Annotated in this window: 22 protein-coding genes and 1 tRNA gene; 14 read left to right on the top strand and 9 right to left on the bottom strand. The window is 59.5% G+C overall.

All coding sequences use genetic code 11. From position 1 onward, the window contains the following. The first annotated feature begins 8 nt into the window (after positions 1 to 8). The gene (locus tag HY2_RS03910) at positions 9 to 1,835 is read left to right on the top strand and encodes a cation:proton antiporter domain-containing protein (protein ID WP_051594694.1); all 1,827 of its coding nucleotides are present in this window, start codon (positions 9 to 11) and stop codon (positions 1,833 to 1,835) included. A gap of 109 nt (positions 1,836 to 1,944) precedes the next feature. Further along, positions 1,945 to 4,845, top strand: coding sequence for a M16 family metallopeptidase (locus HY2_RS03915; protein WP_081814908.1), 2,901 nt, complete (start codon positions 1,945 to 1,947; stop codon positions 4,843 to 4,845). Positions 4,846 to 4,912: 67 nt separating this feature from the next. Here HY2_RS03915 and HY2_RS03920 read toward each other — a convergent pair whose 3' ends face one another. Both HY2_RS03920 and HY2_RS03925 read right to left on the bottom strand, forming a co-directional pair. Next, entirely contained in the window at positions 4,913 to 5,449 is a 537-nt protein-coding gene (locus HY2_RS03920) for an MlaC/ttg2D family ABC transporter substrate-binding protein (protein ID WP_034824904.1), read from the bottom strand. A gap of 345 nt (positions 5,450 to 5,794) precedes the next feature. Further along, a tRNA-Leu gene (locus tag HY2_RS03925) sits at positions 5,795 to 5,881 on the bottom strand. 82 nt (positions 5,882 to 5,963) lie between these two features. Between HY2_RS03925 and HY2_RS03930 the strand changes: the two genes are divergently transcribed. Then, positions 5,964 to 6,410: a hypothetical protein gene (locus HY2_RS03930; protein ID WP_034824906.1), complete on the top strand. Its 447-nt coding sequence runs from the start codon at positions 5,964 to 5,966 to the stop codon at positions 6,408 to 6,410. Here HY2_RS03930 and HY2_RS03935 read toward each other — a convergent pair. The 5 genes from HY2_RS03935 to HY2_RS03955 all read right to left on the bottom strand — a co-directional run bounded on the left by HY2_RS03935 (position 6,407) and on the right by HY2_RS03955 (position 11,012). Continuing rightward, a complete protein-coding gene (locus HY2_RS03935) occupies positions 6,407 to 7,618 on the bottom strand; it encodes an acetyl-CoA C-acetyltransferase (protein WP_034824909.1) in 1,212 nt (403 codons plus the stop codon). The two genes, HY2_RS03930 and HY2_RS03935, sit on opposite strands and share 4 nt — an antisense overlap. A 9-nt stretch (positions 7,619 to 7,627) precedes the next feature. Next, complete coding sequence (locus HY2_RS03940; protein ID WP_112062269.1) at positions 7,628 to 8,410, bottom strand: enoyl-CoA hydratase; 783 nt, start codon at positions 8,408 to 8,410, stop codon at positions 7,628 to 7,630. Between the two features lie 72 nt (positions 8,411 to 8,482). Continuing rightward, positions 8,483 to 8,971, bottom strand: a complete 489-nt coding sequence (locus tag HY2_RS03945; protein WP_034824910.1) for a hypothetical protein — start codon at positions 8,969 to 8,971, stop codon at positions 8,483 to 8,485. Continuing rightward, entirely contained in the window at positions 8,971 to 9,741 is a 771-nt protein-coding gene (locus HY2_RS03950; RefSeq protein WP_034824911.1) for a competence/damage-inducible protein A, read from the bottom strand. The genes HY2_RS03945 and HY2_RS03950 overlap by 1 nt, the downstream gene beginning before the upstream one ends. Positions 9,742 to 9,764: 23 nt before the next feature. Continuing rightward, entirely contained in the window at positions 9,765 to 11,012 is a 1,248-nt protein-coding gene (locus tag HY2_RS03955; protein WP_051594695.1) for a serine hydrolase domain-containing protein, read from the bottom strand. A 295-nt stretch (positions 11,013 to 11,307) separates the two neighbouring features. On the opposite strand from HY2_RS03955, the gene HY2_RS03960 reads away from it, so the two are divergent. The 3 genes from HY2_RS03960 to radC all read left to right on the top strand — a co-directional run bounded on the left by HY2_RS03960 (position 11,308) and on the right by radC (position 13,338). After that, complete coding sequence (locus tag HY2_RS03960) at positions 11,308 to 11,748, top strand: OsmC family protein (RefSeq protein ID WP_034796651.1); 441 nt, start codon at positions 11,308 to 11,310, stop codon at positions 11,746 to 11,748. A gap of 65 nt (positions 11,749 to 11,813) precedes the next feature. Continuing rightward, positions 11,814 to 12,635, top strand: coding sequence for a type I methionyl aminopeptidase (map, locus tag HY2_RS03965; protein ID WP_034824963.1), 822 nt, complete (start codon positions 11,814 to 11,816; stop codon positions 12,633 to 12,635). 4 nt (positions 12,636 to 12,639) lie between these two features. Beyond that, positions 12,640 to 13,338: a RadC family protein gene (radC, locus tag HY2_RS03970; RefSeq protein WP_051594696.1), complete on the top strand. Its 699-nt coding sequence runs from the start codon at positions 12,640 to 12,642 to the stop codon at positions 13,336 to 13,338. On the opposite strand, the gene HY2_RS03975 is transcribed toward radC, so the two are convergent. Next, a complete protein-coding gene (locus tag HY2_RS03975) occupies positions 13,335 to 14,012 on the bottom strand; it encodes a Fe2+-dependent dioxygenase (RefSeq protein ID WP_034824912.1) in 678 nt (225 codons plus the stop codon). The genes radC and HY2_RS03975 overlap by 4 nt on opposite strands. A 75-nt stretch (positions 14,013 to 14,087) precedes the next feature. Between HY2_RS03975 and HY2_RS03980 the strand changes: the two genes are divergently transcribed. From HY2_RS03980 to rnhA, 7 genes are all read left to right on the top strand, one after another. Continuing rightward, positions 14,088 to 14,972: a hypothetical protein gene (locus HY2_RS03980; RefSeq protein WP_034824913.1), complete on the top strand. Its 885-nt coding sequence runs from the start codon at positions 14,088 to 14,090 to the stop codon at positions 14,970 to 14,972. Positions 14,973 to 15,118: 146 nt separating this feature from the next. Continuing rightward, positions 15,119 to 16,636 (top strand): spinster family MFS transporter, encoded by a 1,518-nt coding sequence (locus HY2_RS03985; RefSeq protein WP_034824914.1) that lies wholly within the window; start codon positions 15,119 to 15,121, stop codon positions 16,634 to 16,636. 38 nt (positions 16,637 to 16,674) lie between these two features. After that, entirely contained in the window at positions 16,675 to 18,153 is a 1,479-nt protein-coding gene (locus HY2_RS03990; RefSeq protein ID WP_034824915.1) for a spinster family MFS transporter, read from the top strand. Between the two features lie 10 nt (positions 18,154 to 18,163). Further along, entirely contained in the window at positions 18,164 to 19,144 is a 981-nt protein-coding gene (gene thrB / locus HY2_RS03995) for a homoserine kinase (RefSeq protein ID WP_034824916.1), read from the top strand. Beyond that, positions 19,141 to 19,632 carry a hypothetical protein gene (locus HY2_RS04000; protein ID WP_034824917.1) on the top strand — a complete coding sequence of 164 codons (492 nt, stop codon included), beginning with the start codon at positions 19,141 to 19,143 and terminating at the stop codon, positions 19,630 to 19,632. Before thrB ends, HY2_RS04000 begins: the two co-directional genes overlap by 4 nt. After that, the gene (locus tag HY2_RS04005) at positions 19,629 to 20,168 is read left to right on the top strand and encodes a hypothetical protein (protein ID WP_034824920.1); all 540 of its coding nucleotides are present in this window, start codon (positions 19,629 to 19,631) and stop codon (positions 20,166 to 20,168) included. The genes HY2_RS04000 and HY2_RS04005 overlap by 4 nt, the downstream gene beginning before the upstream one ends. A 38-nt stretch (positions 20,169 to 20,206) precedes the next feature. Continuing rightward, positions 20,207 to 20,650: a ribonuclease HI gene (gene rnhA, locus HY2_RS04010; RefSeq protein WP_034824922.1), complete on the top strand. Its 444-nt coding sequence runs from the start codon at positions 20,207 to 20,209 to the stop codon at positions 20,648 to 20,650. 148 nt (positions 20,651 to 20,798) lie between these two features. Here the strand turns inward: rnhA and mnmH are convergent, their stop codons facing one another. Then, positions 20,799 to 21,848, bottom strand: a complete 1,050-nt coding sequence (mnmH, locus tag HY2_RS04015) for a tRNA 2-selenouridine(34) synthase MnmH (RefSeq protein ID WP_034824924.1) — start codon at positions 21,846 to 21,848, stop codon at positions 20,799 to 20,801. Between the two features lie 72 nt (positions 21,849 to 21,920). Here mnmH and selD point away from each other — a divergent pair, with 72 nt between their 5' ends. After that, the gene (gene selD, locus HY2_RS04020) at positions 21,921 to 22,967 is read left to right on the top strand and encodes a selenide, water dikinase SelD (RefSeq protein WP_034824926.1); all 1,047 of its coding nucleotides are present in this window, start codon (positions 21,921 to 21,923) and stop codon (positions 22,965 to 22,967) included.

Below are 22,967 nucleotides of genomic sequence, written 5' to 3' on the forward strand. Positions count from 1 at the left end.
TTCCCCATATGGCAGCTGAACTCAGTCCTGCAGAAGCCGTTGACGCCCTTGTGCCGGCAATCACCCTGCTGGGCTTTGGGGCTGCAGCGGCTCTGGTTTCGCGCGCGCTGAGCCTCAGTCCAATTGTCGGCTATCTTCTGGCGGGCATTTTGATAGGCCCGCATATGCTGGGCCTGATCCAGGAAAGCGGCGGCACCCATTTGCTGGCAGAACTGGGCGTGGTGTTCCTGCTGTTCGATATCGGGATGCATGTTTCACTTCGGGAATTGAAAGAAAGCCGGGGCGACCTTCTGGGCCTGGCACCCATGCATCTGGCATTGACCGGCCTGTTGAGTGCTGGGGCGCTGTACATGCTGGGCATCTCCTGGCCCATCGCGATTGCCGTAGGCCTGAGCCTTGGCCTGTCCTCAACCGCTGTCGTCGCACGCATCCTGACCGAGCGGGAGCAGAATTCCTGCCCCATAGGGCGCACAGCCACACACGTCCTGATCTTCCAGGATATTGTCGCTATCTTCCTGATGATCTTCGCAACATCCTTGGGTGAGGAAGAAACTGGCGCGACAGGCTTGGCTGGCCTTGTCTCCGAGCATGTGATGGGCGGGGCCGGCGTGCCGCTGGTTCTGGCCCTGTTGCTGGCCGTGATTCAGGCCGTGATCGCCTTCGGCGCCGCGATGATGTTCTCGCGCTATCTGCTGAACCCGGTCTTCCGCACGCTGGCCGCAACCCGCAACGATGAGGCCTTTACCGCCTTTACCCTGCTTCTGGTGCTCGCTGCAGCCTGCGCGACTGCCGTGATCGGCTTGTCGCTGACACTTGGCGCGTTCCTGGCTGGGCTTGCAGTTTCAGGCACACGCTTCCGCCATCAGGTACAGACGGAGATGGGGCCATTCCGCGGACTGCTGCTGTCTTTCTTCTTCATCAGTGTCGGACTGGCGATCGACCTGCCCAGTCTCATCCGCAATCTGCCGCTGGTGATCCTGGGCGCTGTGGCGATCCTCGTTCTGAAGACCGGGCTTGGCTACATTGCCGCACGCGTGAACAAATGGAGCGTACCCGGCGCGGTACAACTCGCCACGCTGCTGGCCCAAGGCTCTGAATTCACGCTGGTTATCCTGTCCCTCTCCTCAATCATGGCGGGCATGCCCCCTGCCCTGATGGGCAGCCTGATCGCCGCGATAGCTTTGTCGCTGGCGCTCGCGCCCAGCTGGGCCATTCTTGGTGGCAAGCTGTCGCGTGAACTTGCCCGCCGCAAACAGGTGACGATGGAAACAGCCAATACGCCGACAGTGGGTCGCCCGGTCATCGTGATCAGTATGACCTCCGCCGGGCGCCTTGCCATCGACGCACTGATCGATTTTGGCATTCCCTATATCGCTATCGATAATGAGCCGGACCGTTTCCTCGCCGCCGTGGCAGATGGCTACAATGTCTCCTTTGGCGACGCGACCAACATGAAACTGATCGAGGCCATCGGCGGCAACAATGCCCGTGCGCTGGTGCTGGGCCAGGCGCGCTATGAGGTGTCTGCCGAAGTGACGCCCACCATCCGCCGCCAGTATCCGGACCTGACCCGCTTTGTCGCTGTCGACAATCACCATGATCTCGACCGCTATCTGGAACTGAACGTTCGTGCACACCTGCTGGGCGGTGACCCCAAAGGCATCGAGATGGTGGCCGACATGCTGCGCATTTTGGGCGTGCCGGATGACGGCCTGAAAGACTGGCTGAGCCGCGAAGCTGACCTCTTCACCATCGGGGACGGTTCAGACCGCCATAGCCGCGCGGATGAAGATGACGATGAAGACGTCGAAGATACGGTCGAGGAAGCGGCCTGATCCCTTCCGTGCCGCCTTCAGGGGTGACGGGGAATTGAAATTTGTGTCATCTGTTTCCCATGAAACCAATGGTGAGGTGCGGGGGCGCCACACTCAGGGAAGGGATAGGATGAAACCGTTCAAATACATGTTGATGGCGGGCGCCGCTGCAGGCCTGCTGGGCGCCTGCGCTACACCGGAAACCGAACTCACAGAGACGGTCACTGTGGAGCGCGACGCCCCGGAAACCGCACCTAACGAGACCGAGGAAACCGATAGCGGCGAGTTCAAACTGGACTATGAAAAGTTCACCCTGAACAACGGACTGGAAGTTGTCCTGAACGTTGACCGGTCAGATCCCATCGTCGCCATCTCAACCGTGGTGCACGTCGGTTCCAACCGCGAAAAGCCCGGCCGCACAGGCTTTGCCCACTTCTTTGAGCACATGTCCTTCAATGATTCCGAAAACGTGCCGCGCGGCTGGAATCGCAAGGCCATTCCGGAATGGGGCGGCCAGCGCAATGGCGGCACCTGGAGCGACGGCACGATCTATTACGAAGTCGTGCCCACAGACGCTTTCGACAAGATCCTCTGGATCGACTCTGACCGCCTTGGCTACATGATCAATACGGTCACCCAGCAAGCGCTTGAACGCGAAAAGCAGGTCGTCAAGAATGAAAAGCGCGAGCGCGTGGACAATGCGCCTTATGGCTATACGCAGGAAGTGATCCGCAAATCGCTGTACCCGGAAGGCCACCCGTATAGCTGGACCGTGATCGGCGCGCTACCGGACCTTCAGGCGGCCACGCTTGAGGATGTGCGAGGCTTCTATGATGAATATTACGGCGCTGCGAACGCCACACTGGTCATCTCGGGCGACATAGACGTTGAGGAGACTAAGGAGAAGGTGCAGCGCTGGTTTGGCGAAATCCGCTCTGGCGGTGATGTCGAGAGCCTGCCCCCGATGCCGGTCACGCTGAAGGAAACAAAATCCCTCTATTTCGAGGATAATTTCGCCACCCTCCCGGAACTGAGGATCACCTTCCCCACCGTTGAGGCCTACAGCAAGGACGAGCAGGCGCTAAACGTTCTGGCGCAGCTTCTGGCGGGCAGCAAGAATTCGCCGCTCTATCGCTCTGTCGTCGAGGAAGAGAAGCTCGCGCCCGAAATCTACAGCTATAATAACAGCATGGAACTGGCAGGCGAGTTCGTCCTGAGCGTCCGCGCGAATGCTGGCTCGGATCTGGATGATGTCTACACCGCCATCGAACAGGGCCTTGCCGAGTTTGAGACAGACGGGGTCAACGAGACAGACCTTGCCCGCATCAAAGCGGAGCAGGAAACCATTCTGTACTCGAACCTGTCGACAGTCCTGGATAAGGCGATCCAGATGTCACAGGACAATGAGTTCGCAGGCGATCCCGCCTATGCCATTAAATCCGCGGAGTTGCTGCGGAACGTCACCGCAGAAGACGTGATGTCCGCCTATGAGACCTATATCAAGAACAAGCCCTCTGTGATCACCAGCTTTGTGCCGCAAGGTGAAGCTGAGCTCGCTCTGGAAGGCGCAGAGCTGGCGACTGTTTGGATCGAGGAAGTTCGAAATGACGTGACTGCTGAAGAGGTCAGCCAGGGCGAGGAAGCCGAGTATGAGCGCACGCCCTCCACGCATGACCGCTCTGAGCCGCCCTTCGGAGACCTGCCGCTGTTTGAGATGCCGCACATCTGGCATGCCACCCTGCCAAAGGATGTGGACCTGCTGGGCATTGAAAGCGACGAGATCCCGCTCGTCACGTTCGAGATCAGTTTTGATGGCGGTGCTTGGCTGGACCCAGCCGACAAGAAAGGCACGGCCAATTTGCTGGCCGAGCTGATGAATGAAGGCACAGCCACGCGCACCCCGGCGGAGATGGAACAGGCGATCGGCCTGATCGGTTCCGGCATCACGGTCAGTGCGGATACGGATGAAATCACGATCAGCGCAACTACCCTGGCCCGTAATTTCGAAGACACGGTGGATCTCGTGGAAGAAATCCTCGCCGGCCCGCGCTTCAAGCCTGAAGACTTTGAGCGGGTGAAAACCGCCACCCTGACAGAAATCCGCGACCGGGATGCAAACCCGACCGCCATCGCCTCATTGGCTTTCAACCGCCTGATCTATGGCGATGCGCATCCGCTCGGCACGTCCAGAAGCGGCACATTGGAAACAGTCGAAGACATCACTCTGGCAGATCTGCAGGCCGCCTATTCCACCCTGCTGAACAGTCACGCCACAGTACATGTCGTGGGGGATGTCTCCCCTGCCCGCGCCGAAGCGGCCTTCACCGGTCTTGCAGACATCGTGCAAACCCAGGATGTCGACTTGCCGGAATACGCCATCCCCGCGCAGAAGAATGCGGGCAAGGTGTTCTTCATTGATGTTCCGGACAGCAAACAAAGCGTCATCTTCGCCGGCAAGTTGACCGTTGCCTCAGATGAAGAGGACGCGCCGCGTGTCAGCTTCATGAATGAAAAACTTGGCGGCGGCATCAGCGGAGATCTGGCCCAGACGCTCCGTATCGAGAAAGGCTACACCTATGGTGCCTATTCCTATATCTCTGACGGACATGTAAAACAGCCTTGGCGCGCCTATACCAGCGTGCGAGCCAATGCGACGCGGCCATCGCTGGAAATCATCCGTGAGATGATCAGGGACTATGGAGTGACCTTTGATCAGGCCGCCGTCGACCTGACACAGAACAAGGTGCTGAAAGACAATACCCGCGCCTATGAAAGTCTCAGCGCCAAGCTAGGCATGCTCCGCATGATCAGCAAGTATGGCTTTGGAGATGACTATCTGGAAACAGAGCAGCAGGAATTGCTGTCCATGGAAGCAGACGATTTCAAATCCCTGGCTGCCGAATATCTCAGCGAGCCAGAGATGGTATATGTCATCGTCGGAGACAAGGCGACCCAGTTCGACGCCGTGAAGGACTTTGCGGACGGAGCGGTCACCGAGCTGGATATATATGGCGCAAAGATCGCCGAATAAAATCGAAAGGGCGGGCGGCCATTCTACCGCTCGCCCTTTCTAGCCCTTCAGGTGCCCCTGAAGCGTATCAGGAATTCAGGGCCTTGATGGCGTCATCAATAGTCGCGTGCGGACGGTCCATGATGGCGGCAATCTGGGCGCGCTGTTCAATGGCCAGCCACAGGCCGGCAACCTCAACATCCACCACGCGCCAGTCGTTATCTTTCTTGATCACGCGCCAGCGAACGGTTTCCGGATCTTCACCCGGGCGGTCCACACGGGTTTCCACAATGGAGTCATCATCACCGCGATCCTTGGACCCCAGAATGGTGACTTTCGCGTCGCGGAACTGCTCACCATGCCCTTCAAGACTATCCAGCAGATAGTTCTCGAAAGCCTCGACAAAGCGGGCCCGCTCTTCCTCAGAGACGCGGCGCGCATGTTTGCCAAGTGTGAAATTCGCAACCGTGTCAATGTCGACAGACTCGCGGATAGCCTCGCGGCTTTTTACGGGATCGCCAATCTGTCTGGCGGCTCCTTCAATGACGGCTTCAGCCTCCGGACCGGCGGCGGCCGGCAGAGCCATCAGGGCCAAAGCAGTTGATGCAACAAGCGCACGAAACATGAGAACAATCCTTCTGCATTATCTCTTATCGTGCCCTATCTATGTTCGACCTTGCCGTTTTGTTCCCCGGCAATTTGGATATTGCTTATGCGAGACGAGCATGAAACCGGCATCTGGCGGCCGATCAGCAGCTCACCGTTAAGACGGATAACCTTATAGGCCGGGCCCCGGCAGGACAGGATGGCTGGGTACATGACATTTCTCCTCTGAGGCGAGAAATGCAAACCCCATACCAGTCAACAGAGAGTACAAATTTTTACTCAACGCAGGGGAACGGTGTGGAATTCGAGCGCTCAGTCCGCCTCTGCGCCCCCATGAGACCCGATTCTGGCACAGTTTGGCAGGTGGTGCGGGCGGCCGGGATTGAACCGGCAAGGCCTTGCGGCCGACGGATTTTAAGTCCGTTGCGTTTACCAATTTCGCCACGCCCGCGCAGCAAAAACTGGACATAACGGGTTTTGCCCGAGGATGCTATGTGTCATCGAACAAACTTGCAGGTAGAGGGTTATTCGAGATGAAAATTGCACTTCCCGCAATCTGGTTTGTCCTGGGGGCCCTTGTCTTTGTGGCCGCTATCGGCATCTCCGGCGTAGCCGTTCCGCAGGAAACTATCCCCAGCATGCTGGCCATGAACATGCCGGTCGCAGTATTGACCCTGACAATGTGCGTGGGCATTGGCCTTGCCTATATGCTGGCGCTAAAAATACGGTCCTCAACACCTCTTCTGGTGTTTGGCGTCCTGCATCTTGTCGCAACAGCATTCAGTCAGGTGTCTGCCGTCATGGGCAATATCATCCGCCAGAAGCTGATGTATCAGTCCATGTCCATGCCCGATGGCAGCCAAATGATGAGCCTCTACTATTCCGGTGCTTCACTGCTGGGCTTTCTCGGGTGGGTCTTCTTCATTATCGCGATGACCATCGCGCTGAATACCAAGCCCCCCGTGGAAGAGACCTTTTAGCTGACCCGTTCAAACACGGCTGCGAGCCCCTGCCCGCCGCCAATACACATCGTCTCCAGACCATACCGCGCCTCGCGGCGTTCCATCTCGCGCAGCAGAGTCGTCAGGATGCGTACGCCCGTACAACCGACCGGATGGCCGAGAGAAATGCCGGAGCCATTGACGTTCAGCCGCTCCATGTCGCCGTCGGTCATCTCCAGCGCCTTGATGCAGGCCAGCACCTGCGCGGCGAAGGCCTCGTTCAGCTCGATCAAATCAATGTCCTTCATTTCAAGGCCCGCCGTTTTCAGTGCTTTCTGAGAGGACGGAACCGGACCTATCCCCATGACTTCCGGCCCAACCCCGGCCACAGACCATGAGACGAGTCGGCCCAGCGGCTTCAGCCCGTATTTATCGGAGACTTCCCGCGTGCAGACGATACAAGCCGCAGCGCCATCATTCTGGCCGGAGGCATTGCCCGCCGTGACAGTCGCCTGATCATCCATCTTTCCTCGAATGGCACGCAATGTGGAAAGTTTCTCCAGCGAGGAATCCGGGCGGATATGCTCGTCTGAATCCACCACCGTGTCAGCCTTGCGCCCTTTCACGGTGTACGGAATGATTTCTTCGGTAAATTTGCCGGCCTTTTGCGCCGCCGCTGCTTTCATATGGGAATGATAGGCGAATTCGTCCTGCGCCTCACGCGAAATCTGGTATTCCTTGCGCAGGTTTTCTGCCGTCTCGATCATACCGCCAGGCACGGGATGGTACTTGCCGCCAGCGGTGTATCGCCCGCGTGACAGGCCATCATGCAGCATCAGGCCATCGCCCTTCAGGCCCCAGCGCATGTCGATGGAGAAGAAAGGCGCATTGGACATGCTCTCTGCCCCACCAGCGATCACGACATCATTAGCCCCGGTCGCAACCTGCATGATGGCATTGATCACCGCCTGCAGGCCGGAACCACAGCGACGATCTATCTGATAGCCGCCCGTAGATGTCGTCAGCCCGGCATCCAGCGCGATCATGCGTCCAAAGGCCGGGGCCTCCATCGTCGGATAGCATTGCGCAAAGATACAGTCTTCGACCAACTCGGCTGGCAGTTTCGTCCGGATCATCAGCTCACTGACGACATGGGCTGCCAGCTCGTGCGCATGGACTGTCTTGAAACCGCCTCCAAAACCACCCACCGCTGTGCGGACCGGTTCACAGATGACAACATCTCTCATGGCGATCCCCTAACCCTGCTGACCTCGACCGCGTTCGGTCACCTGCTTGCGGGCCTCTTCAACCGCATCGGCAGTCACGGACTCTGAATGCGCAATCGACCGTCGCAACTCTTCCTTCATGCCCTCGGCGAACGACATGCCAAAGCCGTCATCTATCAGGGCCTTGTACTGCTTCAGCAGATCCGGCTGTGTGCTGCACATATCATGCGCCAGTTTCATGGCGTGCGGGATCAGTTCGTCAGACGGATAGACGCGGTTCACCAGGCCCCAGCGCTCTGCCGTGTGGGCGTCCAGGAAGTTGCCGCTGAACGACAATTCCTTGGCGCGGCTGATACCGATCAGACGGGACAGTTTCTGCGACAGGCCCCAGCCCGGCACGATGCCGACGCGGGCATGGGTGTCGGCAAACTTTGCATGTTCGGAGGCCAGTAGCACATCGCACATCAGTGCCAGCTCAAACCCGCCAGTAATCGCAAAGCCATTGATCGCGCCAATGATCGGCCATGGATACTCTTTCAGCGCGCGGGCCATATCAATGGATTTGGAATCCTCATCTGCACCGAGGGCAAAGCCGGTCTGCCCCGCTTCCTTGAGGTCGATCCCCGCCGTGAAGGCGCGGCCAGAACCAGTCAGCACAACGGCGCGCACATCTTCATCATCTTTCAGCTCTGTGAACACCCGGACAATCTCGGCGCGCAGGGCGCGGCTCAGGGCGTTCAGCGCATCGGGACGGTTCAGCGTGACCAGAGCCACCGGACCATCGCGCTCTACAAGTACTATTTCTTCTGACATGCAATTTCCTCCTGCTACCTCTTTCTATTAGAGGCCCAAGCGGACTGACACCATGCCTGACGTTGCGGCGTATTATCCGGCCTTGCCCCTGCATACCCTGTTCACAGTGGCGATCAGTAGCGCCACGAGCGCAATCCCTGCGGCCAGAAAGAACAAGCCAAACTTCAAGGGCGTCAGCCAGACCTTGGCATCCAGCGCATCTACCGCGCCGGACAGGGCCAGCGCCTGCACCATGTTCTCCGTCAGATCGACCACCACAACGGCCAGCGCTGGCAAGGCGGCCAGCCTGCCATAGCGTCCAAGACAACGCAGCGCCAAACCGGCAAACAGCGCGCCATAGGCCAGCGGGTAAGCGGTATCCAGCAGAACCGTCAGCCAGAAATGCGCGCTGCGCTGGGCGGGCGTCATACTGGCGATCAAAGCGCGGGAGACCTCACCGCCGTCCAGAGTATCAAGATACGCGCCCCCAACAACGCCGCTGAAGATGCCAAACCCGACACCGATCAGAAGGAACAGAATGAAACTGCCCCACAGAACCGGTGTGCGGGTCAGGAGTACCATCAGCCGGCCTCCTCCAGCCGCTCAGCCTGCACACCACAGGCTTTGACAATCTCTTCCAGCCTGTCCGCCGCCACTTTCAGCTGCGCCTCATCTGTTGAGCGCGCGACAAGATGCACACCGCTATCAGAGATGCTGACAAACCAGGGATAGGAGCCGAGCGAAACCTCCGGCATTTCCTTTGCCAGCGCGCCCAGCGGCTCGGCAATGTCGCCTTCACGCAGGCCCCTGCCCCGGATCGTTACCTTGTGGACCACCGCACCCGTCTCAAGCCGCGGGCCAATGTCTTCCAGCATCGCCCGGGCGACGGAAGGCACGCCGGCCAGGGTAAAGACGTTCCCGGTCTGGAACCCCGGCGCACCGGAGACGGGGTTTTCCACAATGCTCGCCCCATGCGGCACGCGCGCCATTCGGCGACGGGCGGGCGTGTATTCCGTGCCCATCTCGCGGTAGCGCTCAGCCAACATGGCTGTCACTTCAGGATGCTCTGAAATGCCGACGCCGAACGCCTTTGCAATTGCGTCTGCCGTGATGTCATCATGGGTTGGGCCTATGCCGCCGGTCGTGAAGACATAGGTATATTTCGCCCGTAGCGCGTTCACCGCATCGACGATTTCGTCCTCAATATCCGGCACAATCCGCGTTTCGCGCACTGGAATCCCGAGCGGCGCCAGATAGCTGGCAATCTGTTGCAGATTGATGTCGCGCGTGCGGCCCGACAGCAATTCATCGCCAATCAGAAGGACGGCGGCAGTGGGGGCTGATTTGATCATCCCTCCACTTTGCCCAGACTGACCTATTCTTCAAGCGCCTCATAGACCAGCCGCATCGATTCCGCGCGGAAATCGGCAGTCTCGCTGGGTAAAGCGCCGAAGCGCTGGATCATGCCAATGAAGAAAAGATCATTCTCCGGGTCGATCCAGAACCATGTCCCTGCGGCGCCGCCCCAATAATAAGTCCCCTTCCCTGCAGGAGACTTCATCGCCGCAGGATCGGTGATGATCCCGAAATCCAGCCCGAATTTATGCTGCTGCATGCTCTCCGGCCCGGCCAATGTTCCGTCAATGCCAATGCCGAGCCCCTCGGGCAACTGGTCAGACCGCATCATCAGGATGGTTTCCGGCTTCAGCACGCGGTGCCCGCTCAGCATGCCGCCATTCAGCATCATCTGGCAAAAGCGGCCATAGTCATCCATCGAGGAAATCAGGCCGCCTCCACCAGATTCGAACGGGATCGTCTCTTTCCTGAACTGCATATTCTCGCTGTAGAGCGGGATGAATTTCCCATCCTCAGGCGAATAGAACATAACATCTGCCAGGCGGTCATATTCGGCCTCCGGCACATAAAAGCCGGTATCGTCCATGTTCAGAGGCGCGAAGATATTGGTCTTCAGGTAATCTCCGAAAGACATTCCGGAGAATTTCTCAACCAGATAGCCCTGCACATCCACGGCGGCGGAATAATACCATTTCGTGCCTGGCTCATAGAGCAGCGGAATGCCCGCCACCTTGTCGATGAACGTGTCCAGATCCGGCGCTCTCAGAACCTCCTGCACGCGGAATTGCTCATTGGCATAATCGTCTCCGCCCAGCCCATAGGCAAAGCCGGCCGTGTGGCTCATCAGTTCGCGCATCGTGGCCGGGCGCTGCAGGTCTTTCAGCTTCGGCGTGCCGTCCTCATTCATCCCGTCCAGAACTTTCAGATTCTCGAATTCAGGAATGTACTTCGTGATCGGATCATTCAGGGAGAACTTGCCCTGCTCATGCAGCTGCATCAGCGCGACGCCGGTAATCGGCTTCGCCATGGAATAGATGCGATACAGCGTATCGGGCTTCACCGGAGCACCGGTTTCCACATCGCGCACACCATAGCTGCCATATTGCACGACCTGACCGTCCTTAACGAGCAAAGTCTGCATGCCGATCACGCTGCCCTCATCGACAAAGGCCTGCATTCGGTCGGCCAGCGCCTGCAGGCCTGCGGCATCAAAATCATCCGCTGGCTGGACAGCGGCCAGGGTCGGCCAGCTCTTCGGCAGAGCCATTTCCCGGGGTGCCGGAACGCTGGTGCATGCTCCCAAAAGAACAATCGCCGCGCTGCACGCCAACAGGCTTTTACGGCAGAACTGGATTATGGACATCGGCATTTCCCCCATGAGTTTCCATCATACAACCACACCCTTATTTCGGCGCTCAACTTCGGCAAGCGCTATTTCAATCTGAACCTTCCGATGCAGCAGACATGGCCCCTGCCCGGAACGTTGCGGCATGGCGCGCATTGATTCCACGAAACCCTGCCTAGCGCAGATTTGTGAAACCTGTTTATCGAAAGGACACGCCATGAAACGCCATGCGACCGCCCAATGGAAAGGCAATCTCAAAGAAGGTACCGGATCTCTCGACACCCAAAGCGGCGCGCTGATGGATCACGGCTATTCCTTCAAGGCCCGCTTTGAGGATGAGAACGGCAAATCCGGCACCAATCCGGAAGAATTGCTCGCCGCGGCCCATGCTGGCTGCTTCACCATGCAGCTGTCACACCTGCTGGCCGAGAACGGGACACCGGCTGAAAGCTTGGTCACAAAATCCGAAGTCACGGTCGAGCCTAAGGATGGGGGCGGCTTTGAAATCAAGAGCAGCGCGCTGACGCTGAAGGCCAATGTACCGGGCATCGAGAAAGAGGTTTTCGAATCCATTGCCGGCAAGGCGAAGACCGGGTGTCCAGTTTCGGTCGCCCTTGGCGCCATCGACATCAGCCTCGACGCGCAGCTGGAATACTGACGCAGACTGGAAATTCCCGGCCATAACTGCCACATTAGCCGGGAATTTTACCGGAAAGCCGAATGATGAACGATACAGACCTCCTCCTGCCCATGCGTACGGGCGAAATCCGTATTCACGATGCCGAAGGCTTCGAAGGCATGCGCAAGGCTGGACGCCTTGTCGCAGAATGCATGGACATGCTGGTGCCGGAAGTAAAACCGGGCGTCACGACAGAGCATCTGGACACTCTCGTACGCGAATATGTTCTGGACCATGGCGCACAGTCAGCGACGATCGGCTATCGCGGTTACCGCCACGCCACCTGTATTTCGGTGAACCATGTCATCTGCCATGGCATTCCCAGCCCGAAACCGCTGAAGGAAGGCGACATTGCCAATATCGACATCACGGTCATCATTGATGGCTGGCATGGCGACCATTCCCGCATGTTTGCGGCCGGCGAACTGAAGCGCAAGGCCGAACGTCTGGTGGACGTGACCTATGAGGCCATGATGGCCGGGATCGCGCAAATCCGCCCCGGTCGCCGCTTTGGCGACATTGGCGGCGCGATCAGCGAGATTGCCCACAAGAACCGGATGTCCGTCGTGGAGGATTTCTGCGGCCACGGCCTTGGAAAGCTGTTCCATGACGAGCCGAACGTCGTGCACTCAGCCGCCTACAATACCGGACCGGAACTAAAGCCTGGCATGTTCTTCACCGTGGAGCCTATGCTGAACCTTGGCCGCAAGGATGCGAATATCCTGCCCGATGGCTGGACCGCCGTAACGCGCGACCGCCAGCTATCGGCTCAGTATGAACATTCCGTCGGCGTGACAGAGGATGGCGTGGAAATCTTCACCACCTCTCCCAAAGGCTGGCACCAACCCCACAAGGTGAAGCTCTAACTCTATGCCGGAGGGCGGTGAGTCTTCGGAAAAACCCCACTGGCAAGGCCATCGTGAACGCCTGCGCGGTAAGCTGTTGAAGCGCGGCGCGGCGGCACTTGATGATTATGAAGTGCTGGAAGTTTTGCTGATGGCCTTCATTCCGCGCCGAGATGTAAAGCCCATCGCCAAAGCCCTGCAGGCACGTTTCGGCAGCCTGTCCGCCATCCTCGCAGCCCCATCTGCAGACCTTGTGAAAGTGGACGGCGTGGGCGAAACTGTGGCAGCGTATCTGAAAGCCATAGCTGAACTGAATGCCCGCGCATCCCGCGAGACGATTCAGCAAAAGACGGCCATCTCATCCTGGTCTCAACTGATCGATTATGTCCGCATCGAACTGCAGCATGAAAAGCGCGAGCAGTTCCGCATCCTGTTTCTGGATCGCAAGAACCAGCTGATCGCCGACGAGATCATGGGCCATGGCACTGTAGACCATGCGCCGGTCTATACCCGCGAAGTGGCCCGGCGCGCACTGGAACTGCAGGCCTCCGCGCTGATCCTGGTCCACAACCATCCATCAGGCGACACGACGCCGTCGCGCGCCGACATAGACATCACGCGAGAGATCATCGACGCGCTCGACCCGTTCGACATCACGGTGCATGATCACCTGATTGCCGGAACCGGCGGTGTGACCAGCCTGAAATCTGCCGGCCTGATCTAGCTCTGCCCAAACTGGCGCAGCAGGTTCGAGATCGTCTTTGACAGCACCAGCAGCTCGGGCGATTGCAGATCCATCTTCTTGGCCATGCCGGACCGCAGATTTTCCAGATCAAACAGCACTTCCCGTATCGCCTCATCGCGCACGGAACTCTCGATCCAGCCGATGCAGACCAAACGCGCCCCGGCTGTGACAGGGGCAACGCGGTGCAGACTGGTCGATGGATAGAGCACCATGTCACCCGCCGGCAGTTTGACCGATTGCGTCATGCCTGCCAGTTCGACCTGCAGCTCGCCGCCTTCATACGTGTCCGGCTCTGACAGGAACAATGTGTAGGACATGTCCGTGCGAATGCGGGTGTCCCCTGCCCCCATAAAAGCATTGTCGACATGGAAGCCATAGCCCCCGCCAGCTTCCGTCTTGCTGATCATCTGTTTCGAGAAACGCCGGGGCTGGGTCGCGGCCCGCAAGACGGGATGGCGCTCGATCTTTTCCTTCAGATCTTCGCGCAGCTGTTTGCCGGTGCGGGATGTCAGATCGGCCTGTTGGTTGCGTTTGACCGCGCGCGCCATGCCGCCTGCCGTTTCGGCGCCGTCGCGCCAGCCCAGCGTGGCGATGAGATCATGGATTTCTGCCAGATCAGAGGTATTGAGAATGCCGGTAAGCGTAAGAAGCATGTCCGCCCCACTTGCGAATAAGTTGCATTTGCGTCATTGAAGCTACACTACCCCGCTACCAAGAGGAAAGTCACCGTGACATTCGAGACCAAACTGAAACAATGGACCACACTCGGCCTCGGGACGGTCCTGATGACCGGCGCCCTCGCAGGCTGCAGTGAACCTGCCACACCTTCCAATGAGACGCCCGCCGAAGTGGCGCAGCCCGATAGTGCTGAAACGCCTGTCACCTCAGCTGCAGAGCCCGCCGCCGTCGTCGGCGAAGGCGAATCCGGCATGGGCGGCGAAGGTGAAGGCGGCGAAGGTGAAGGCGGCGTTTCGATTGAAGCGGCCTATACCGACCCGGTCGTCTACAAATCCGCGGTTGCTGTGGCCATGGCCCATGTGCTTGCCGCGCGTGACGCCTTTGCAGAGGGTGAGAAAGAGGCTGCCGCCGAAATGTATGCTCACCCGGTCTCCGAAGTCCTGTTCGACATGGAACCCGTCTTCCAGGCCCAAGGCGTCGCTGACTTCACGGATCTTTTCACAGATACATCTGCGGCCGTGTTTGCAGACGAATCGCAGGACCAGATCAATGCGCGTACAGATGCCATTCTGAAAGCGCTTGATGCCGCAGCCATCAAGGCCCCGGCAACAGACAAGAGCGAAGGGTATGTCAGCGCACGCGTTGTCGCAGACCAGATTAACCGCGCCAGCGCCATGTACCGCGCCGCGCTGGAGACAGACCGCTACGAACCTTATCTGGACGGCTACGGCTTCTACCAGACGGCTGAGAAAAAGTTCACTGAGAACGAAGCCGTCATCAAGGCTGACAATGCCGATGGGGCCGCAGCGATTCGCAGGGCCCTAACCGCCCTGTCTTCCGCCTATCCGACGGCGCTGCGCCCGGATCCGATGACAGGTGATACATCAGCCATCAGCGTTGCAAACTCAGAAGTGCTACTGACTCTCAGCGAATAGGCCCTCTCCACATGACGCCGCCGACGCGCAAACTGTCCTTACTTAGAGTAAGGGCTTGCGTGTCGGCGGAACCAGTTTACCGTAGGAGCTACAACAGAGAGGCGCCGCCAGATGCGCCCGCGTGAACACGGGAGGAGCATCGGCGTATGACCGACACCACAGCCGGCCAATCAAACACGGGCGGACACATCACAGGTTTCGGATCAAAAGGGTATCGCACCTATGTGCTGATCGCCCTGATGCTGGTCTACACGCTGAACTTTATCGACCGGACTTTGATCTCGGTTGTCGCACAGCCGATCATCAACACCTTCCAGCTGAATGACACCCAATGGGGCCTGCTCTCAGGCCCTCCTTTTGCGCTCTTCTATGCCGCCATGGGTATCCCGATCGCGATGTGGGCCGACCGCGCCAATCGCGTGATGATCATCGCGCTCTGCATTATCATCTGGTCCGTGATGACCGCGCTGTGCGGCATGGCAACGGCATTCATCTGGCTGCTCGTCTTCCGTGTTGGCGTGGCCATTGGTGAGGCTGGCTGTACGCCGCCTGCCAACTCCCTGATCACAGATTACTATCCACCCAAAAGCCGCGCTGGCGCGCTTGGAATTTACTCCATGGGCGTTACGCTGGGCGCTGTTCTGGCCCAGCTGTTCGGCGGCTCCATCGCCGGCATCAAGGGCGAGGATTTCGGCAACTGGATCGGCTCTCTTGGCCTTGGCGGACTTTTCTCCGGCCTCGACTGGTCAACTGTCGAAGGCTGGCGGATCGCCTTTGTCGTCGTCGGCGCGCCAGGCGTTATTATCGCGCTGATCCTGATGTTCACGATCAAGGAACCGCCGCGCGGCTATTCCGACCCGCCCTCTGCCAATAGCGGCAAGAAGGCCCCCTTCTTTGATGCCTTCCGCGAATTTGCCTCCAAGCCGACCTTCTGGTGGCTGTCCCTGGGTGCGGCGCTGGTGGCCTTTGTCGGCTATGGCCTGATCAGCTTCCAGGCCCCTTTCCTTCAGCGGGTGCACGGCATCGGCGTGCGCGACGCAGCCGTGCTGTATGGCGCGCCGCTGGCGGCTGTCTCCGCCGTGGGCACCTTCCTGGGCGGCTATATTTCCGAAAAACTTGAAGGCCGCTTCCCGACTATTGCCGCCTGGCTGCCGGGCGCGGGCCTGATGATCGCCGTGCCAGCCTATATTGCGGCCTTTTTCTCGCCCAGCCTGGAGGTTGCCTTCGGCCTCTGGATCATCGCGGGCATCACGCATTATCTTTATCTCAGCGGCCAGTACATGGTGGGCACCGCCATTGTCAGCCCGCAATCCCGCGCCACCACAATCGCCGTGATGCTGCTGATCATCAGCCTCATCGGTAATGGCATCGGGCCGCTCTTTGTCGGCGCGATGAGCGACTTTTTCATGGGCCAGGAAATTTCCAAGGCTGGCCTCTCCGCCCTTGCGGACACGTTCAATCCACGCCTGTGCGGAACAGACCCCGCCGCACTTGGCGCAGACGGCCCGGAACTTTGCCGCGCCTATGCGAATGGCCTGCGCTATTCCATGGCCGCAACAGTTCTGTTCTTTGTCGTCGCAGCGGGCTGTTACTTCATGGCGTCCCGCTCATTTGCCCGCGACAGGTATAATCCGGACATGCCTGCCAGCGGTATGGGGACATAAAAAACAAAAAACAAAGCCGGACTTAGAGGAGACGCCCAATGAGTGACGCCGCCACCGAAGCCCGCCCGGGATACGAAACCGGCTACAAGACCAAGGGATACCGGGCCTATGTGCTCACCTCCCTTCTGGTGGTCTATATCTTCAATTTCATCGACCGCTCGATCTTCGGCATTCTGACCGATCCGATCCGCAACAGCTTGAACCTTGAAGACTGGCAGATGGGTCTGCTGGGTGGTCTGGCCTTTGCGATGTTCTACACGACGCTGGGGATTCCAATTGCGCGCGTCTCCGAACGACGCAGCCGGATGATGATAATTGTTGGCTCGCTTACCATCTGGAGCTTGATGACCGTTCTGTGCGGTTTCGCTGTCGGTTTTGCCAGCATGTTCCTGTTCCGGCTTCTGGTCGGTGTGGGCGAAGCAGGCTGCACGCCCCCGGCGCAATCCGTGCTCGCCGATTATTTCAAGCCCGGCAGCCGCGCGACTGCAGCTTCCATTTACGCGCTTGGCGTTCCGCTGGGCGGCATGTTTGCCGGTCTGGCCGCCGGACCGATCAATGATTTTGTCACCGGCGAAAACGTCCACAACCTGTTTGAGAATCTGGGCTGGAGCTGGGCAACAGGTCTGGTTGACTGGAAAAGCCTTGAGGGCTGGCGCATTGCCTTCATCGCGGTGGGCCTGCCCGGCCTTCTGTTTGCAGTCATTATCGGCCTGACCGTCAAGGAACCTCCGCGCGGGTATACTGATCCCCCGAATGCCACAAAGCCCGAGGCGGAAAGCTTTCTCGTTGCCCTAAAAAAACTTGCCCGCAAACCCACCTATGTGCACGTGGTTGCGGGGGCCGCGATTGCCTCCTTTGCGGGCTATGGCGTGGCGGCCTTCTCCACCTCATTCCTCTTGCGCGTTCATGAGCTGACGCTGACGCAAGCCGCCCTGATCTTCTCCCTGGTTCTTGGCCTGATGGCCGCCATTGGCGTGTTCCTGTCAGGCTTCCTGGCAGACCGCCTGTCTGTCAGGCATCCAACAGCCCTGTCATGGATGCCGGCACTCGGCATGGGCTTGTCGGTGCCGCTTTACTGGCTCGGCTATCTCAGCCCCTCTGTTACCCTCATGCTGCCGCCGCTGATGGCCGCCGCGACGCTCCATTACTTCTATCTTGGGCCGATGTATGCCGTGTCCGCCGGTGTGGTGGATGCCCGAACACGGGCCACAGCCGTGTCGATTACCCTGTTCGCCGTGAATCTGATCGGACTCGGTCTCGGCCCGACGCTGATCGGTTTTCTATCGACCACACTGAAGTCAATGATGCTGTCAGGCGCTGATGTCGGGGTGACGCTTCAGGTCTGCAAGGACATGGCCCTCCTCACCGCCGAACAGATCGCGGCCTGTTCCAGCGCAGACGCGCGCGGCCTGCAATGGTCAATACTTGTCTTCACAACCCTCTATGGCTGGGCAGCACTTCATTATCTGCTGGCAGGCAAGACACTACAGCGTGACATGGTGGCCAAGACCGCTTAATCGGTCGCGTATGGCTGTTTATACTCAAGTTTCCGACGATGCGCTGGCGGCGTATCTCGATGAATATGATCTCGGCAAGGCCCTGTCTTTCAAGGGCATTGCCGAGGGTGTGGAGAATTCCAACTATTATCTGGAGACCACAAAAGGTCGCTACATTCTCACCTTGTTCGAGAAACGCGTGAATGCGGATGACCTGCCCTATTTCATTGGCCTGAAACAGCATCTGGCGGCGGGCGGCTTCCCCTGCCCTGAGCCGATCATGGCCAGGGATGGCAAGGCGCTGCGCACGCTTGAAGGCCGCCCTGCCGTAATCGTGTCCTTCCTGGACGGCCTGTCGCCCAAACGGCCCAATCCGGTCCAGTGTCGCGGCATTGGTGAAGGCCTCGCGCGAATGCACGTCGCCCTCGCCGACTATGACAAGACGCGTGAGAACAGTCTCGGCCCTGCCGCCTGGCCGCGCCTCTGGAAAGGCCAGTCGGAACAGGCCGACGCCCTGCACCCCGGCCTGTCCGGTCTGATCGACGAGGCCCTCACCGACATTGCCGAGGCCAAGCCCCAAAGCCTCAGCCTGCCGCGCGGCACGATCCATGCCGATCTCTTCCCGGACAATGCCTTTTTTCTGGGGGATGACTTCTCCGGCATCATCGATTTCTATTTCGCCTGCACCGACGCGCTTGCCTATGATCTGGCCATCTGCCTGAACGCCTGGGCGTTTGAGGATGGCGACGGGCGGATGTCAATCGACTACAATTTCTCCAAAGGCGCCGCCCTGATTGCTGGCTATGAAAGCGTCCGCCCGCTGGAGCCTGCGGAGCGCGCGGCCCTGCCCCTGCTCGCCCGCGGTGCAGCCCTGCGCTTCTTCCTGACGCGGATGGTCGACTGGACCACCACACCCGAAGGCGCCCTCGTAAAGCCCAAGAATCCCCTCGAATATGCCGGCCGCCTCGCTTTCCATAGAAAGGTGACCACAGCGGAAGGATATGGGGCTTGAAAGAAGCATGGCGGAGATGGAAGGCGTTGATTGCGGCCAGTCTGATTGCCCCGATCCTCGCGACCACCCTGTCCGCCACACTGCTCGCCATGCTGGTCTTCCCGGAACTGATCTTTCAGGTTGAGGTCACCTCAGACGTCCATCGCGACGCCAGCCTTCGCGAGGTCGCCACCAGCCTGGTCGGGTTTGCCCTTATGGGGCTGGCGTTCGGCGTGATGCTCGGCTGGCCCGCCATGATCATTGGCGGAGTGCCCCTGCATGCCTTCCTCGTCCGTATTCACCGGACAGGTTTTCTCATCTACGCCCTGAGCGGCGCACTCCTCGGCACGCTCGTCATGCTGGTCTACTTTTTCGGCACAAGCGGGTTTCGCGATCCGGTCAGTGTGCTGACAAGCGGGCCGATCCTGCTGTCCGGCCCCCTCACCGGCCTGCTGACGGCCGCGCAATTCTGGCTAATCCGCCGTCCAGACCGGATCCTGGTGTCATGACAACTTCCCCCGCCTATGCCAGCCCACAAACGCCACGAAAGATCCAGCGCGTGAAGCTGGGGCTATTGCTCTCGTCTCTTGCGGCCTGTCTCATGGTCAGCCTGCTGGCAATCATTATCGCTTTTGTCCTGAATACGCTTGGCTTGCTGGGGGACGGTTTGATGCTGGGGTCGCAGCAAGGCTTCTTTAATGGCCTGCACTTCGGCCTGATCATGTGCCTTTACAATTTCGTACTGTTCTTCATCACCGTGCCAGCGGCATGGATCGCACTTGGCTTTTCCATCGGGCGCATGCCCCACAGACGTATCGCCAAGCGCGGCCCCTATATGCGCTGGGGCGCGATCTGGGGCACAATTCTCGTCGGGGGAACAACCCTAGTTTTCGGCGCCATGGCCGATGGCCTGATGGGCGGCCTCGGTGCAGCCATCATCGGGTGCAGTATTGGCGCAATTGCCGGGGCCCTGTGCGGCCTGCTTTTCTACGCCATCGTCAAACCCGCAGACCAGTTGCACGATACAGACATCAGCGTCTTCTGACGCTTGACGGTTTCGGCAAAGCCCCTCACCTGAAACGCATGACTGACTTGATCGAAATCTGGACGGATGGCGCCTGCAGCGGCAATCCCGGTCCCGGCGGCTGGGGCGCTCTGCTCGTCGCGGGTGACAAGCGCAAGGAACTCTGGGGCGGCGACAAGGCTACCACCAATAACCGGATGGAAATGCAGGCCGTGATCGAGGCGCTGAATGCGCTGAAGAAGCCATCCAAAATCACTCTGCACGTTGATTCCACCTATGTGAAAGACGGCCTGACCAAATGGATCCATGGCTGGAAGCGCAATGGTTGGAAAACCGCCGCCAAAAAACCAGTCAAGAACCAGGACCTCTGGATGGCCATGGATGAAGCCTGCCAGCGCCACGACATCACCTGGAAATGGGTGAAGGGCCATGACGGTGACCCCGGCAACGAAAAAGCTGACGAACTCGCCCGTCGCGGCACGGAAGAAGCCCGCGGCCGCTGAGTTTCCCGACGCAGGCCCAAACGCGCACATCGCGCTTGCACTCCCTGCAACTTCACCCTTCGACTTCACTCAGGATGAGTTCGCACGATAGAAGCGCTCATGGCTCGAGCGAAGTCGAAGCATGGAGCGTGGGCTTATAAAACGGGCTTCACAGATCGAGCACATCCTGCGCCGCTTCCGCCAGGCTTTGCTCCGACAAATCGCCCAGTTCCAGCACCCTCACCTGATCATCCTGCCGCCGCTTGCGACTGCGGGCATAAAGCGGATCATAATGGCGTTCCATCAACTCCCGCGCCAGGGCGTGATACGCGCCATCATTTGCCAGCGCCTGCCACGCGGCCAGCATCTCCTTTGACTGTAGGCCTTTCAGCTTTTCCAGCGCCCCGGCAAGACGGGCCTCATCGCGGATAATGTCTGCATAGGCATCAACCAGATAGTCCGCCCTCACCGCCGCCGGCACGCGCACCTCGATACGCGGCGCGGCCAGCATGGACTGCCATAAGCGGCGCGGCACGCGGCGACGGCCAACAAGCGCAGACTCCGCCTCGACAAAGACCGGCCTGCCCGGATTCATCTGGCGCAGGCCGTCCCAGATCAGGCTCTCGAACAAGCGCTGGGCGGGCTGCGTGCCCTCCCCGAAATCGCCAAAGGCAGACCCACGATGATTGGCAAGGCCTTCCAGATCCACCACCTGCCCGCCCGCCGCCTTGATGGCCTGCAGCAGAGCCGTCTTGCCACTGCCTGTCTGCCCGTCGATCAGGCGCACCGGCAACAGCGCCTCTTCATGCTCCAGCCCGGCCACGACTTCCCGCCGCCAGGTCTTGTAGCCACCCTTCACCACACCGCTCGGCCAGCCCACGGAGGACAGGATCGTCGCCATCGCATTGGACCGCATTCCGCCCCGCCAGCAATAGACAAGCGGACGCCAGCTTTTCGGCTTGTCCGCCAGCGCCGTTTCCAGATGATGGGCGATGTTGCGTGCCACGATCGCCCCGCCGACGCGATTGGCGCGGAACGGGCTTTCCTGCTTGTAGATCGTGCCGACCTTTGCCCGCTCCTCATTCGACAGAACCGGCAGGCTGATCGCGCCCGGCAGATGGTCATCCTCGTACTCAGCCGGAGAGCGCACATCAATGATCGCGTCATAGCGCGACAGGTTTTGCGGGCTGATATCCGTAACAGTCTCAAGATAAGGCATCCGGAAAAGACCTATCAGGTTTTACGCGCAGCGCCAGAGCGCTAGACTAGCCGCGAACCAGGAGACATGCCCATGGCCGACCCCCTTCCCGATCCACGCCTCACCTCCCTTGCCCATGGCGGGGGCTGCGGCTGCAAGCTGGCGCCGAATGTCCTGGCGGATATTCTCAGCGAGATGCCGCTAGCGCTTGGCCATGCTGACCTACTGGTCGATGCAGGCAAGAGTGATGATGCCGCCGTCTACCGCGTGAATAAGACGACCGCCCTGGTCGCCACGACAGACTTCTTCACACCGATTGTGGATGACCCGCATACTTTCGGGCGCATCGCGGCCACCAATGCGCTGTCAGATGTGTTTGCCATGGGGGCAAAACCGATTTTCTGTCTCGCCATTGTCGGCATGCCGATCGGCAAAATTGCCAATGAAACCATCCGCGCCATCCTCGCGGGGGGTCGTAGCGTGGCGGATGCGGCGGGGGCGCCGATTGCTGGCGGACACTCAATTGACGCGGCCGAGCCGATTTACGGCCTCGTAGCGCTCGGCATCGGCCATCCGGACAAGTTGCTGCTGAACTCAAACGCGCAGGCGGGCGATGTCCTGATCCTCGGCAAGCCGCTCGGCATCGGCATCTATTCTGCCGCGCTGAAGCGGGAAATCCTCTCCCCTGCCGAGTATGAAGAAATGGTCGCCTCGACCACGCGGCTCAATACGCCGGGAACGGAGCTTTCCGGAATGGAGGGTGTCCATGCCGCAACCGATGTGACGGGCTTCGGCCTGCTCGGTCATGCCAGCGAGATGGCGCGCGGTGCAGGCGTCAATATTATCATCGAGAAAGCCGCCGTCCCGGTCTTTGAGGGCGCACGGGCCCATGCCGAAAAGGGCGTAAAAACCGGGGCTTCCGGGCGGAACTGGGAGTCCGTCTCACATATGGTGAGCGGCGCGCTGACAGATATGGAAAAAGATATACTTTGCGATCCGCAGACCAGCGGCGGCCTGCTGGTATCATGCCGTCCTGAAAGCGCGGAAGTGGTTCTGGACGTGTTTGCACGGAACGGCCATACAGGCGCGAAAATCATCGGGCGCGTCGTTTCCGGCGCGCCCGAAGTCAAGGTCGAATAG

Source organism: Hyphomonas pacifica, assembly GCF_000682675.1.
GTDB classification, from domain to species: domain Bacteria; phylum Pseudomonadota; class Alphaproteobacteria; order Caulobacterales; family Hyphomonadaceae; genus Hyphomonas; species Hyphomonas pacifica.

Coding starts and splice junctions, on each gene's coding strand:
- HY2_RS03920 (WP_034824904.1), bottom strand. CDS start 5,449: ATGTTTCGTGCGCTTGTTGCATCAACTGCTTTGGCCCTGATGGCTCTG.
- HY2_RS03940 (WP_112062269.1), bottom strand. CDS start 8,410: ATGTCAGAAGAAATAGTACTTGTAGAGCGCGATGGTCCGGTGGCTCTG.
- HY2_RS03990 (WP_034824915.1), top strand. CDS start 16,675: ATGAGTGACGCCGCCACCGAAGCCCGCCCGGGATACGAAACCGGCTAC.
- map (WP_034824963.1), top strand. CDS start 11,814: ATGAACGATACAGACCTCCTCCTGCCCATGCGTACGGGCGAAATCCGT.
- HY2_RS03955 (WP_051594695.1), bottom strand. CDS start 11,012: ATGGCTCTGCCGAAGAGCTGGCCGACCCTGGCCGCTGTCCAGCCAGCG.
- HY2_RS03975 (WP_034824912.1), bottom strand. CDS start 14,012: ATGCTTCTTACGCTTACCGGCATTCTCAATACCTCTGATCTGGCAGAA.
- HY2_RS03910 (WP_051594694.1), top strand. CDS start 9: ATGGCAGCTGAACTCAGTCCTGCAGAAGCCGTTGACGCCCTTGTGCCG.
- HY2_RS03930 (WP_034824906.1), top strand. CDS start 5,964: ATGAAAATTGCACTTCCCGCAATCTGGTTTGTCCTGGGGGCCCTTGTC.
- selD (WP_034824926.1), top strand. CDS start 21,921: ATGGCCGACCCCCTTCCCGATCCACGCCTCACCTCCCTTGCCCATGGC.
- HY2_RS04005 (WP_034824920.1), top strand. CDS start 19,629: ATGACAACTTCCCCCGCCTATGCCAGCCCACAAACGCCACGAAAGATC.
- HY2_RS03950 (WP_034824911.1), bottom strand. CDS start 9,741: ATGATCAAATCAGCCCCCACTGCCGCCGTCCTTCTGATTGGCGATGAA.
- HY2_RS03915 (WP_081814908.1), top strand. CDS start 1,945: ATGAAACCGTTCAAATACATGTTGATGGCGGGCGCCGCTGCAGGCCTG.
- rnhA (WP_034824922.1), top strand. CDS start 20,207: ATGACTGACTTGATCGAAATCTGGACGGATGGCGCCTGCAGCGGCAAT.
- mnmH (WP_034824924.1), bottom strand. CDS start 21,848: ATGCCTTATCTTGAGACTGTTACGGATATCAGCCCGCAAAACCTGTCG.
- HY2_RS03960 (WP_034796651.1), top strand. CDS start 11,308: ATGAAACGCCATGCGACCGCCCAATGGAAAGGCAATCTCAAAGAAGGT.
- HY2_RS03935 (WP_034824909.1), bottom strand. CDS start 7,618: ATGAGAGATGTTGTCATCTGTGAACCGGTCCGCACAGCGGTGGGTGGT.
- HY2_RS03945 (WP_034824910.1), bottom strand. CDS start 8,971: ATGGTACTCCTGACCCGCACACCGGTTCTGTGGGGCAGTTTCATTCTG.
- thrB (WP_034824916.1), top strand. CDS start 18,164: ATGGCTGTTTATACTCAAGTTTCCGACGATGCGCTGGCGGCGTATCTC.
- HY2_RS03985 (WP_034824914.1), top strand. CDS start 15,119: ATGACCGACACCACAGCCGGCCAATCAAACACGGGCGGACACATCACA.
- radC (WP_051594696.1), top strand. CDS start 12,640: ATGCCGGAGGGCGGTGAGTCTTCGGAAAAACCCCACTGGCAAGGCCAT.